This window comes from Mesorhizobium sp. M1A.F.Ca.IN.020.04.1.1, from assembly GCF_003997315.1.
GTDB lineage: Bacteria > Pseudomonadota > Alphaproteobacteria > Rhizobiales > Rhizobiaceae > Mesorhizobium.
On record NZ_RZSN01000035.1, the window covers coordinates 1 to 12,187 of the forward strand.

The 12,187-nt window shown below is 65.3% G+C and carries 12 protein-coding genes; 2 read left to right on the plus strand and 10 right to left on the minus strand.

The features are described 5' to 3' along the window. The 7 genes from EOA49_RS10210 to EOA49_RS10240 form a co-directional block, all read right to left on the minus strand. Positions 1-1,115 (minus strand): heme lyase CcmF/NrfE family subunit (locus EOA49_RS10210; RefSeq protein WP_164749211.1); only part of this gene is annotated, 1,115 nt, incomplete at its 3' end. Then, positions 1,115-1,558 (minus strand): cytochrome c maturation protein CcmE, encoded by a 444-nt coding sequence (gene ccmE / locus EOA49_RS10215; protein WP_066997599.1) that lies wholly within the window; start codon positions 1,556-1,558, stop codon positions 1,115-1,117. The genes EOA49_RS10210 and ccmE, both read right to left, overlap by 1 nt. Positions 1,559-1,561: 3 nt before the next feature. Further along, a complete protein-coding gene (gene ccmI / locus EOA49_RS10220; RefSeq protein WP_127241378.1) occupies positions 1,562-2,698 on the minus strand; it encodes a c-type cytochrome biogenesis protein CcmI in 1,137 nt (378 codons plus the stop codon). A 116-nt stretch (positions 2,699-2,814) separates the two neighbouring features. Continuing rightward, positions 2,815-3,252 (minus strand): hypothetical protein, encoded by a 438-nt coding sequence (locus EOA49_RS10225; RefSeq protein WP_066997605.1) that lies wholly within the window; start codon positions 3,250-3,252, stop codon positions 2,815-2,817. A gap of 162 nt (positions 3,253-3,414) precedes the next feature. Further along, complete coding sequence (locus tag EOA49_RS10230; protein ID WP_127217065.1) at positions 3,415-4,803, minus strand: ATP-binding protein; 1,389 nt, start codon at positions 4,801-4,803, stop codon at positions 3,415-3,417. Between the two features lie 22 nt (positions 4,804-4,825). After that, the gene (locus EOA49_RS10235; protein WP_127241376.1) at positions 4,826-5,491 is read right to left on the minus strand and encodes a response regulator transcription factor; all 666 of its coding nucleotides are present in this window, start codon (positions 5,489-5,491) and stop codon (positions 4,826-4,828) included. A gap of 81 nt (positions 5,492-5,572) precedes the next feature. Beyond that, a complete protein-coding gene (locus tag EOA49_RS10240) occupies positions 5,573-5,872 on the minus strand; it encodes a hypothetical protein (protein WP_095777890.1) in 300 nt (99 codons plus the stop codon). A 231-nt stretch (positions 5,873-6,103) separates the two neighbouring features. Between EOA49_RS10240 and EOA49_RS10245 the strand changes: the two genes are divergently transcribed. After that, positions 6,104-6,490 (plus strand): ester cyclase, encoded by a 387-nt coding sequence (locus EOA49_RS10245; RefSeq protein WP_067320956.1) that lies wholly within the window; start codon positions 6,104-6,106, stop codon positions 6,488-6,490. Between the two features lie 114 nt (positions 6,491-6,604). On the opposite strand, the gene EOA49_RS10250 is transcribed toward EOA49_RS10245, so the two are convergent. Next, positions 6,605-7,012 (minus strand): DUF3168 domain-containing protein, encoded by a 408-nt coding sequence (locus EOA49_RS10250; RefSeq protein WP_067320953.1) that lies wholly within the window; start codon positions 7,010-7,012, stop codon positions 6,605-6,607. Between the two features lie 243 nt (positions 7,013-7,255). Here EOA49_RS10250 and EOA49_RS10255 point away from each other — a divergent pair, with 243 nt between their 5' ends. Continuing rightward, the gene (locus tag EOA49_RS10255; RefSeq protein ID WP_127241375.1) at positions 7,256-8,098 is read left to right on the plus strand and encodes an NAD(P)H-binding protein; all 843 of its coding nucleotides are present in this window, start codon (positions 7,256-7,258) and stop codon (positions 8,096-8,098) included. A 2-nt stretch (positions 8,099-8,100) separates the two neighbouring features. On the opposite strand, the gene EOA49_RS10260 is transcribed toward EOA49_RS10255, so the two are convergent. Together EOA49_RS10260 and EOA49_RS10265 are read right to left on the minus strand one after the other, a co-directional pair. After that, complete coding sequence (locus tag EOA49_RS10260) at positions 8,101-9,654, minus strand: trimethylamine methyltransferase family protein (RefSeq protein ID WP_127241374.1); 1,554 nt, start codon at positions 9,652-9,654, stop codon at positions 8,101-8,103. A gap of 12 nt (positions 9,655-9,666) precedes the next feature. After that, on the minus strand, positions 9,667-12,078 hold the full coding sequence (locus EOA49_RS10265; RefSeq protein WP_127243138.1) for an FAD-dependent oxidoreductase: 2,412 nt from the start codon (positions 12,076-12,078) through the stop codon (positions 9,667-9,669). Positions 12,079-12,187: the final 109 nt, after the last annotated feature.

A 12,187-nucleotide genomic window follows, 5' to 3' on the forward strand; every position in this document is an offset into this window, starting at 1 on the left:
AGCGGGTAGAGCGTGCCGACGAGCACCGTCGCGGTCGCCGTGGTCAGGAACAGATTGTTGAGCACGAGCGCGCCTTCGCGCGAGATCGGCTGGAACAGGCCACCTGCGGTCAGGGTGGAAGCGCGCAGCGCAAACAGCGCCAGCGAGCCGCCGATGAACAGCGTCAGGATGCAGAGGATAAAGACGCCGCGCGCCGGATCGGTGGCGAAGGCATGCACGGAAGTCAGCACGCCAGAGCGGACAAGAAAGGTGCCGAGCAGCGACAGCGAGAAGGTGAGGATGGCAAGCAGCAGCGTCCAGATCTTCAGCGCCGAGCGCTTTTCCATGACGATTGCCGAATGGAGGAGCGCCGTGCCGGCGAGCCAGGGCATGAAGGAAGCGTTCTCGACCGGGTCCCAGAACCAGAAGCCGCCCCAGCCAAGCTCGTAATAGGCCCAATAGGAGCCCATGGCGATGCCGCCGGTCAAAAACATCCAGGCGACCAGCGTCCAGGGCCGCACCCAGCGCGCCCAGGAGGCGTCGATGCGGCCTTCGATCAGGGCTGCGACCGAGAAGGAGAAGCAGATCGAGAAACCGACATAGCCGAGATAGAGCAGCGGCGGATGGATGGCGAGGCCGAGGTCCTGCAGGATCGGGTTGAGATCGCGGCCCTCGATCGGCGCCGGGTTCAGCCGGATGAAGGGATTGGACGTCGCCAGGATAAACAGGAAGAAGGCGGCGCCGATCATGCCCTGCACGGCCAGAACATTGGCTTTGAGCGTCGCTGGCAAGTTGGAACCGAAGACAGCGACGAGCGCGCCGAAGAAGGTCAGGATCAGCACCCAGAGCAGCATCGAGCCTTCGTGGTTTCCCCAGGTGCCGGTGATCTTGTAGATCATCGGCTGCAGCGAATGGGAGTTTTCCCAGACGCTCGCCACCGAGAAATCGGAGCCGGCATAGGCGGTGGCAAGAGCGGTGAAGGACAGCGCGGTCAGCGCAAAGCCGGTGACCGCGACCGGGCCGCCGACCGCCATCAGCCGCTGGTTGCCGGTGCGGGCGCCGACCAACGGCACCAGCATCTGCACCAGCGACAGCGCGAAGGCGAGGACGAGCGCGAAATGTCCGGTCTCAACCATTATTGGCTCTTGCTCTCCTGCCACACGCCCTTGGCTTTCAAGCCGTCGGCGACTTCCTTGGGCATATAGCGCTCGTCGTGCTTGGCTAAAACGCTATCGGCAACGAAGACGCCGTCCGGGCCAAAAGCGCCTTCGGTGATGACGCCCTGCTCCTCGCGGAAGAGGTCGGGCAAGATGCCGGTATAGGTGACCTTGACCGATTTCTGCTCATCGGTGACCGAGAACGCGACGGTCGCGCCCTGACCGCGAACGATGGTGCCTTTTTCGACGAGCCCGCCAAGGCGAATGCGCTGTCCGGGCTGGACGGTTGCGGCGGCGAGGTCGGCGGGCATGTAGAAATACGAAGCCTTTTGGCCGAGCGCGTAGAAGGTAAGACCGGCAGCAGCGCCGAGGAAGGCCAGCCCTGCGAGGATCACCGACAATCGCTTCTGCTTGCGCGTCATGGCCTACTCCGTCGCCGTCACGCCGAGGGAGGCGGCAAAGGCGGTGAATTTCTTGGCCTGCTCGCTGTCGGCGCCGAAGACGGCAACCGCGCGGCCGAGCGCGTCGCGCGCCCGGTCGGCCTTGCCGAGCACAACATAGGAACGAATGAGCCGCATCCATCCTTCCTCGTCGCGCGGATTTTGTTTCAGCCGGTCGTCGAGGCTGGCGACCATGGTCTCGATCATTGCCTGCCGGTCCTGCGGCGCCATCTGCCGCGCCGCCTCGACTTGCCCGGCATCCGGGCCGGTCGCCGGCTTGCCTGCCGCCGCCGGCGGCTCGGCCGTTTCGGCGAGCGCCTGCTGGACGGCGCTGCGCCAGGGCGAATCGGGCGCAAGCTGACCGAGCATCTTTTGCCAAGCGGCGGCGGCTTCCGCCTTCCTGCCTTCCTGGGCCAGGCCCATCGCCAGATAGAAATTGGCCTTGGCGTTGGCGGGATCGAGCTTCAAGGCCGCGTCGAAGGCGCCCTGAGCCTCGGCCGTGACGATCCCGCCGGCAGCGTTGGCGATCGCCTCGCCAAGGCCGGCCTGGCGCACGGCGCTGTCGCCGTCGAGGCGGATGGCGTTGCGATAGGCGGTCACCGCGTCGGCGTAGCGCTGCAGGCGCAGATAAACCGGCGCCAGCACGTCCCAGCCCTTGCCGTCCGAGGGATTGGCGGCGAGATGCGCCTCGGCGCGGGCAACCAGCTCGTCGACCGAGGACTCGGCAGGGTTCTTGGCCAGCCGTTCGGCCAGCGGCTGCGAGGGCAGATCCGGCGAGCCGAGTGAGCCGTAAAGTCCCCAGCTAACCAGCGGCACCGCCAGCACGGCGGCGGTGGCGACCAGCTTCGCGGCGCGCGCAGGGCGCGGCGCTCGCGCGCTTGCCTGGCTGTGCGAGCCGAGACGCAGAATGCGGCGGCCGATCTCGGCGCGCGCTTCCTCCGCCTCGCCCGGCTGGATGAGACCGCGCGCCATGTCGCGGTCGAGTTCCGAAAGCTGGTCGCGATAGACTTCGAGATCGTGATCGCCGGCGGTCGATGCGGCTTTCGTGCCGCCGGCCAGCGGCAAAAGCACCGCCAGGCTGGCGCCCAGCGTAAGGATTGCAGCTATGACCCAGAACAGCATGGCTATTCCAATAAAGGCAGAGCCCTGCCCTGCCAACACGGACGCCCTGCGACGCTTTGGCGGCAGACGCGCCGGCCGTCCTTGATCAATGTCAAATTGCGCCGATCGTTGCTAATTCAGGTCAGCGGCGTCCAGCTGCCGTCGGCATTGCGGCAGGCGGTGCCGCGCGCCGTGACGCCCGAACCGCTCGTGTAAACGGTGTGGGTGTATTGGCGGCAGTCCTGCGAGCCGACCCGGTAGGGCTGGGCGGCAACGACCTCGCCATAATGGGTCGAGCTGTCGCCCTTCCACGTCACCTTCTGGCCGCTGGCGTTGTATTCCAGCGCCTTGTACTCGGCCTCGAGGCCTTTGCGCTTTTCAGCATCGCTCAGACCCGAACCGATCGAGCCGCCGATGAGCCCGCCATTCATGGCCGCGACGATGCCGGCTCCCACCTTACCGGCGGCCGGCGGCGTGGCGACGGGCGTGACCGGAGAGGTCGGGCCGGTCCTGCCCAGCGTGGTGCAGCCCGACACGGCCATCAGGGCGGAAACGAGCGCAACGCGAATCTTCATACCAGCAACCGGTTCTCTTGAGCGTGATGGGCTTCTTGGGCGAAAAGCACTTCTGGAGCGAGATGGATCGGGAACCGCGCCAGCGGGAAGGATAGCGAGCCCATAGTATTGATATTTGTCGGAAATTTGGCCGCAAGCGGCCGCACGGAAATCGATAAAACATTATTGAAGGCTCCGCAATCTTACCACTGCCCTCAAGCCGCCCATGCTGGACCGTTCCAGCGCAAGGGCGCCTCCATACTCGTTGACGAGGTCGGCGACAATGGCCAATCCAAGCCCCGTTCCCGGCTTCGTCTCGTCGAGTCTCTTGCCGCGTTTCAACACTTCCCGCGCGCTGTCCTCGGGAATGCCGGGGCCGTCGTCCTCTATGACGATTTCAAAAAGGTTGGGGCTTCCCGGAACGGCGGCGACCGAGACGGCAACGGCGCTTTTCGCCCATTTCATGGCATTGTCGAGGAGATTGCCGAGCAATTCCTCAAGATCCTCGCGCTCGCCGGCAAAGACGATCCCGGTGGCCGGCGGCGACAGCGAAAGCTGTGTCTGCGGGTTGAGCTTGCGCAGCACGCGCACCATGCGCTCGACCAGCGGCGCCACCGGCGTGCGGAACACGACGCTGTCGCGCTGGGCAGCGACGCGGGCGCGCTGCAGATAATGGTCGACCTGCTTTTGCATCGAGGCAGCCTGCTCGGCGATGAGCTCTCCCTTGGCGCCGCCGAGCGCGCGGCCCTCGTTGATCAGGACGGCAAGCGGCGTCTTCAGGGAATGGGCGAGGTTGCCGACCTGGGTGCGCGAGCGCTCGACGATGCGCCTGTTGTTCTCGATCAGCGCATTGGTCTCGCTGGCCAGAGGCTCGATCTCGGCCGGAAAGCGCCCGTCGAGCCGCTGCGCCGTGCCCTCGCGCACCATCGCCAAAGCATTGCGCACGCGGCGCAAAGGCTGCAAGCCGAAAAGGATGGCGATGGCGTTGATGGCGATCATGCCGACGCCGAACAGCGACAGATAGGTGAGCAGCCGGCGCTGGAAGCTCGCGATCTCCTGCTCGAGCTCGCTGTGATTGCCCATGACGCGGAAGCGCGCGGCGCGGTTCTTGGCATCGAGCACGAACTCGCTCTCGAAAACCTCTAACTCCTCGCCCTTGATGCCCTCGGTCGAATAGCTGCGCTGGAAGTTCGCGTTGAACGGCACCTCGGCGACGCTCGGCGACAGGATCGAGGAGGTCATCGAGGAGGAATGGAGTTCGCCGTGAACGTCTTCGGAGGCCGGCTCGACCGACCAGTACCAGCCGGAATTCGGCTCCGAGAAGCGCAGATCGCCAAGGTCGGGCGAGCCGATGAGCGCGCCATTGTCGGAAATGCCGACGGAGCCGATCAGGTTGAACAGATGCGCCGAAAGAAGACTGTCGAAGCCGCGCTCGCTGGCCTGGCGGTAGAGCGTGGTGATGAGGGTGAAGATGACGACGAGCGTCAGAATCGCCCAAATCGTGGAAAAGGCGATGACGCGGAAGGTCAGCGAGCGCGGCCAGAGCCGCAGCTTTGAAAGCCACGTTCTTATCGTCGGCTTCAGCGGTTCCGCGTCACGCCTCCGGCTCTCGCATGCGATAGCCCATGCCTCGCACGGTTTCGATCATGTCGGTGCCCATCTTCTTGCGAAGCCGTCCGACGAACACCTCGATGGTGTTGGAGTCGCGGTCGAAGTCCTGGTCGTAGAGATGTTCGACCAATTCGGTGCGCGATACCACCTCGCCCATATGATGCATCAGATAGGCAAGCAGCCGAAACTCGTGGGAAGTGAGCTTCAGCGGCACGCCGTTGACGTCGGCCTTGGAGGCCTTGGTGTCGAGCCTCAGCGGCCCGCAGGTGAGCTCGGACGAGGCATGGCCGGCGGCGCGGCGGATCAGCGCCCTCACTCTGGCCAGCACCTCCTCGATGTGAAAAGGTTTGGTGACGTAGTCGTCGGCGCCCGCGTCGATGCCGGCAACCTTGTCGCTCCAGCGGTCGCGGGCGGTCAGGATCAGCACAGGCATCTTGCGCCCGCCGCGGCGCCAGCGCTCAACGACGCTGATGCCGTCCATCTGCGGCAGGCCGATGTCGAGGACGACGGCGTCGTAAGGCTCGGTGTCGCCGAGGAAATGCCCCTCTTCGCCGTCATAGGCGCGGTCGACGACATAGCCGGCATCGACCAGCGCATCCGTAAGCTGCCGGTTGAGATCCTTGTCATCCTCGACGACGAGCACGCGCATGGTTCGGAGCCTGTTGAAGGGTGGAGGTATAGGCCGATTCCGCCGGCCAGGAAACTCAAGCCTGTTAAAGGGAATTGGGCGTCAGTCCAGCGGCACCACGATCTCAGTACGGCGCGGCCGCTGGCCCTCCTTGCCCGGGACCAGTACCACGATCACGCAGACCTGCTGTCCGCCGCGCGTCGCCTGCGAGGCCTTGGCGAGCGTGCCGCCGTTCTGCGCGGCGATCTGTTGGCCGATTGCATAGCAGTCGCTGGCAGCAAGCACGAGCGGCTGATCGACCGATGGCTCGACGAGCGGCATCGCCGTCGCCTGCGACGCAAAAATCCCGGCTGCGGCAAGCGCCAGCGTCGCGGCGCGAGTAAGGGAGCGGAACGTTTTCATGATCACGGTACTAACGCATTTGTGCTGAACATGAAATGAACGGTGAACGGCCGAAAATCCATGCCCGCCATACCCCCTGCCCGCGAGACGAACAAATGCGAGTCCAACTGCCTGGGCCCATCAGGACCAGCATGGATTGATAGCCGGAAAATCACGGGCGCGGCTACGGTTTTCGCGGCTAGCATATGCTCTAATTTGCGCCGTGAAGCAGTTGAGGACGGGGAGAATGCCATGAGCCATGACGACCTTGCCAGTCTTTACAAGGGCTACATTGCCTGCCTCAACGAACAGGATTGGGACAATCTCGGCCAGTTTGTCGGCGAGGAGGTGCAGTATAATGGCGAGACGGTGGGGCTTTCGGGCTATCGCCGCATGCTGGAAGGCGATTTTCAGGCCATTCCCGATCTGCGTTTCAACATCGAGCTTCTGGTTTCAGAGCCACCACGCGTGGCGGCCCGTCTGCATTTCGACTGCAGGCCCAAGGGCATGCTGTTCGGCCTGGCGGTGAACGGCAGGCGAGTCACTTTCGCGGAGAACGTCTTTTATGAAATCCAGGACGGGCGGATACGCGAGGTCTGGTCCGTCATCGACAAGGCCGCCATCCAGGCCCAGCTCTAGAGAAGTCCATCGTTTCAAGGAAACGCGGAATTGCTCTAACTCCTTTTTTTTGTACTTCCGGACGGAAAACCGCTGCGCACCTTTCCTGGAATTGCTGAAGGAAAAGCTGGTCTCTCAGGCACTTTCTTGCGTCAGCGCGCGGAAGCGCAGCAGCCCGTGGTGCACCGCGAGGTCGTCGTCATAGCGCGCCTCGGCGAATTCCAGCGACAGCCGCGTCTGGCCACGCGGGCCGATCGAGAGGGCCGCGCCGTCGAGGCGCGCCTTGATGCTGTCCATGATGAGCCGCGTCTCGGCCTCGCCCTGCGCCTTCGACCAGATGTGGAGCGTGATGAGTTGGTCGTCGTTGTCGTCGGCGCCGGTGTCCAGGTCGAAGGCGCTAGTGCGGCCGTAGGTGACGTGCGGAAATGCGGCTTTGGCGTCGGCGCGCTCGAGCAGGCCGGCGCCGCCCAGCAGCGCCGACAGCGACGCATCGGTCTTCAATCGCAGGAACAAGGCCTGCATCAAATCGCCAGGCGCCGTCATATGTGGTTCCTCTCGCCTGCCTTGTCCTCATCGCAGCGTAGCCGCCTTGCACCCGTTTCGCCAGATCGTCGGACGGCGTCTTGAGGCAATGCCATCAAGCCTTGCCGCTGATCACCGTTGCCTGATCCCTGATCACCACAGTTACGAAACGGATGACGGCGCACAGGCGCCTCATCACCGATCTCGCGGCGATAGACAAGCAAAACCGGGCGGCTGCCGAGAGTTTCGGGGGCGAGCCGCACCATGCGCGGTTCCGGTTCGGCGGGCATGCAGGGCATCACGCGTGTCACGATGTGGGGCGACACGGTTTTTGAGGGAGGCGCCGCGCAGGGTCTGGTGGAGCAATGCGACTACGTCTACACAAGGCTGCTGCCCGGCTGGGGCGCCGGTCGCTTTCGCCGCAGGGCGCAAGCCTGGCTGACGAGCGGGGCAGACTGGCCAGGGAGGCCGGAGATGAAACTTCTGATCTTTGGCGCCTCGGGCGCGACCGGCCGCGCCCTCGTCTCGGCGGCGCTGGCGGAAGGCCATCTGGTCACCGCCTTCGTCCGCACCCCGCGCAAGCTCGCCATCAGCCACGACCGTCTGAGCGTGATCGTCGGAGACGTCGCCGACTGCAAGGCGGTGGAGGGCGCGATTGCCGGTCACGACGCGGTGTTGAGCTGCCTCGGTGTCGGCGTGCCACTGAAGCACGACGCGGCGGTGATTGCCGGTATCGGCTTCATCGTCGAGGCGATGCAACGGAGCGGGCCAACCCGGCTCATTTATCAGTCCTTCCTCGGCGTCCGCGACAGCCGGCGGCAATTGGGGCCACTGCTCGGCGGCATCGTCGTGCCGCTCGTGCTGCGCCATGAAGCGGCGGATCACGAAGCGAAGGAAAGGCTCATCGCGCAGTCCGGCCTCGACTGGACGATCGTGCGACCGCCAAAGCTCGGCAACGGTCCAGCCATCGGCCGGTTCCGCCACGGCCACGGCATCCGGGCCAGATCCTTGTTGCCGACGCTGGCGCGCGCCGACGTGGCGGCCTTCATGCTCGATCAAGTCAGCGACAAAACCTATTCGCGTACAGCGGTTGCCCTGCTGCCTTGACCTCACGACACCGGTGCCGCGCCGCCCTCTTCGGTGCGACGTGCGATGAAATCGTCGAGCACGCCGGCGGTGGCGGCAGCGGATGCGGGCGGCTGGAAATCGGAAAGAATCCGCTTCCAGATGCCGGTGGCGCGCTCCGTCGCGGTCTTGCCGCCGGATTGCGTCCAGTTGCCGAAATTCGACCAGTCGGCCACCAGCGGTTCGTAAAAGGCGGTGCGGTAGCGGACCATGGTGTGGGCGGCCGAGAAGAAATGGCCGCCGGGCTGCACCTCGGCAATGGCGTCGAAACCAATGGCGTCGGCATCACCCGGTGTCGTGGCGCAAAGCTCGGCGACCGTCTGCAGCGCCTCGATGTCGGTAATCAGCTTTTCGAACGAGACGCTCAAGCCGCCCTCCAGCCAGCCTGCCGCATGGATGCAGACGGTGGCGCCGGCAAGCACCGAGCCCCATAGCGCGAACTGCGTCTCATGCGCCGCCTGCGCGTCGGAGACATTGGCGGCGCTGCCGCCGCCGGAACGCCAAGGCAAGCCGGTGAAGCGCGCGAGCTGGCCGGCGCCCAAGGTCGCCTTGATGTGCTCCGGCGTGCCGAAGGCCGGCGCGCCCGACTTCATGTCGACATTTGAGGAAAACGAGCCATAGACCACCGGAGCGCCGGGGCGCACGATCTGGGCGAGCGTCAGCCCCGCCAGCGCCTCCGCATGCTGCAGGGTCAGCGCGCCGGCGACCGTGATCGGCGCCATGGCGCCCGCCAGGCAGAAGGGCGTGATGATCGACACCTGGCCGAACCTGGCGAAGTCGATGATGCCTTGCGCCATCGGGATATCGAGCTGGCGCGGCGAATTGGTGTTGATGACGGTGTAGCAGTAGGCGCCGTTACGAAATTCCTCCTGCGAGAGGCCGCGCGCCAGCCGGACCATCTCGAAGCTGTCCTCGACCTGCGGTGTGCCGCGGCCGAAGACGAAGGGGAACTTGTCGGACAAGGTGAGCTGCGCGCGGCCGGTGGCAAAGTGGCGAAAGCGCGTGTCGACGTCCTGCGGCTCGATGCAGGGGCCGAGCATATGCAGCACGTCGAAATGCTGCAGCAGCTTCATGAATTCCTCGAAGGCGGCGAGCGTGCCGGGCCGCCTTCCGCGCTCGAGATCGGTAACGTTGGGGGCGCCGGAGCCGGCGAGGAATGTCATGGACCCAAGCTTGAGGATAAGGTCACGGGAGCTGGCGCCGCCATAGGCGGGGATCGAGCGCGGCGCGGACGCCAAGGCTGCCTCGACCATGTCGCGGCCGATCCGCACCATCTGGCTGTCCTCGTCGACCAGGGCGCCGGCCTTGGCAAGAATGGCGCGCGCCTCCGGCAGCAGCACCTTGATGCCGAGTTCTTCCAGCACGCGCAGCGCCGTGTCGTGGATTGCGGCGACCTGATCGTCGGAAAAGACCGGCTGCGGCAGGAAGGGGTTCTTCAGCGAACGATAGTTCGGGCGGCGGCTGGACTCGCTACCGGCCTCGCCGGTGCGTCCGCGCCGGCGTTCGCGCCTCTGATCGCGTGCGGCCTCATCAATCATGCCCAATCCTCCCTATTGCCGCATTGCCTCGCCCTTGGGGTCGTAGGGCGAGGCCGCGATGACGCGCGCCGGCCGTTCGACGCCGACAATGTGGACGGAAAGTTGCGTCCCCTCCCCGGCGAAATCGTCATCGAGCAACGCCAGGGCGACGCTCTTGCCAACCGTGTAGCCGTAGCCGCCGGAAGTGACGAAGCCGACGCGCCGGCCCTTGTGCCAGACAGGCTCGAAACCGCTGGCGTCGGCGTCGACGGCATCGACTTCCAGGGTCACGATCCGCCGGGCGACGCCCGCCTTGTGCTCCTTGAGAGCTGCTTCGCGGCCGACAAAATCGCCCTTGTCGAAGGCGACGAACCGGTCAAGGCCGGTCTGGCCGGGCGTGTAGCCTTGGGTAAACTCGCGCGACCAGATGCCGAAACTCTTCTCCAGCCGCAGCGCGTTGAGCGCGTAGTAGCCGATCTCGGCGAGACCAAGATCTTCGCCGGCGGCGAGCAGCGTCTCGCGCAGCGTCCCGTGCAGGGTGGCCGGGCAATTGATTTCGAAGCCGAGCTCGCCGGCGATCGACAGCCGGGCGACCCGGGCGCGAACCATGCCGATGTCGAACTCGGCGCAGGCCATGAACGGCAGGGTTTTGGCGGAGACGTCCTGGTGCGTGGTGCGTTCGACGACCTTCCTTGCATTCGGCCCGGTCACCAGGAAGCCGGACATCGCGTCCGAGATGTCGTTAACCGAGACGCCGTCCGCCATGTGCGCCTCGAACCAGCGCATGTGGAATTCGCGCAGGTAATAGGAGCCCATGATCCAGTAGTCGCCGCCGCCCCAGTTGAGCACGGTAAGGTCGCCCTTCAGCCTGCCGTCATGGCCGAGCATCGGGGCAAGCTTCGCGCGCCGAGGCTTCGGCAGTTTGCAGGCAAGCAGCCGGTCGAGCCAGGCCTCGGCGCCGGGACCGGACACGGCGTAGCGCGAGAAGGCCGTGGTGTCGACGAGGCCGGCGGCGCGGCGCACCTGCAGCACCTCATCGCCAACGATGTCGAAGGCGTTGGAGCGCTTCAGCGTCGTCTCCTCGCGAAAACCCATCGGAGCGAAATAGGCCGGGATTTCCAGCCCCCATGAGGCCATCCACTCGGCGCCGGCCGCGCTCATGCCGTCATAGGCGCCGGGCCGCTTCAGCGGCCGGCCCGCCGGCAGCCGCTCGTTGGGGAAGGTCATGACGAAGCGACGGGCGTAGAACTGGCGCGTGGTTTGCCTGAGATACTCGCGGTTGGCGGCGAAGGCGCCGTAGCGGGCGATGTCCATGCCGAAGATGTCGGCCTGCGGCTCGCCGTAGATCATCCATTCGGCCAGCGACTTGCCGACGCCGCCACCCTGGCTGAAGCCGGCCATGACGCCGCAGGCGACCCAGTAGTTCTTCAAGCCACGCACCGGGCCAACCAGTGGATTGCCGTCGGGGGTGAAGGTGAAGGCGCCATTGACCCATTTGCGGATGCCCGCCTTGGCCAGGCAGGGGAAGCGCTGATACGCCTTCGAAAGCTCCGGGCTGATGCGGTCGATGTCCTCGGGGATCAGCTCGATGCCGTAGTCCCAGGGCGCACCGTCCATGTTCCAATGTTTTGGATTCTGCTCGTAGACACCTAGCAGCACGCCTTTGCGCTCCTGCCGAAGATAGGAGAAGCCGTCGAGATCGACGGCAAGGCCGAGCTCGTTGTCCAGGGCAGCGACCTCCGGAATGTCCTCGGTGACGAAATAATGGTGCTCCATCGGCGTCACCGGCAGGTCGACGCCTGCCATGAGGCCGACCTGCTTGGCCCACAGGCCGCCGGCGTTGACGACATGCTCGGCGACAATCGCGCCCTTCTCCGTAACCACATCCCAGCCGCCGTCGGCGCGCTGGCTGAGCTCGATCACGCGGTTGCGCAGGATCACATCGGCGCCGCGCTTCTTTGCGGCGCCCGCATAGGCGTGCGTCGTGCCGTAAGGGTCGAGATGGCCTTCGTTGGAATCGTAAAGGCCACCCAGCACATCGCTGACGTCGACGATCGGGCAGATCTCCTTGATCTCCTCGGGCGTCACCAGGCGGGCCGTCTCGATGCCGACCGACTGGAACACCGCCCAGGCCGATTTCAGCCATTCCCAGCGCTGCGGATCGCTTGCCATGTTGACGCCACCGGTCATGTGCAACCCGGCATCCTGGCCGGACTCGGCCTCGATCTCGCGGTAGAGCTTGATCGTGTAGTCCTGCAGCGCCGCGACATTGGGATCGGCGTTCAGCGCATGGAAGCCGGCCGCCGCGTGCCAAGTCGAGCCGGCCGTCAGCTCGGCGCGCTCGATAAGCGCCACGTCGCTCCAGCCGAAGCGCGTCAGGTGATAGAGCACCGAGGCGCCGACCACGCCTCCCCCGATGACGACTGCCCGGTAATGCGATTTCACGAGCCTCTCCCTCTCGTTGGAGAGCCTTACGATACACGTCCTGTACAGGAGTGTCTAGACACAAGTGTACAGATCGCTTGCGCGCCGCTTCCCGCCATGCCTATTGTGC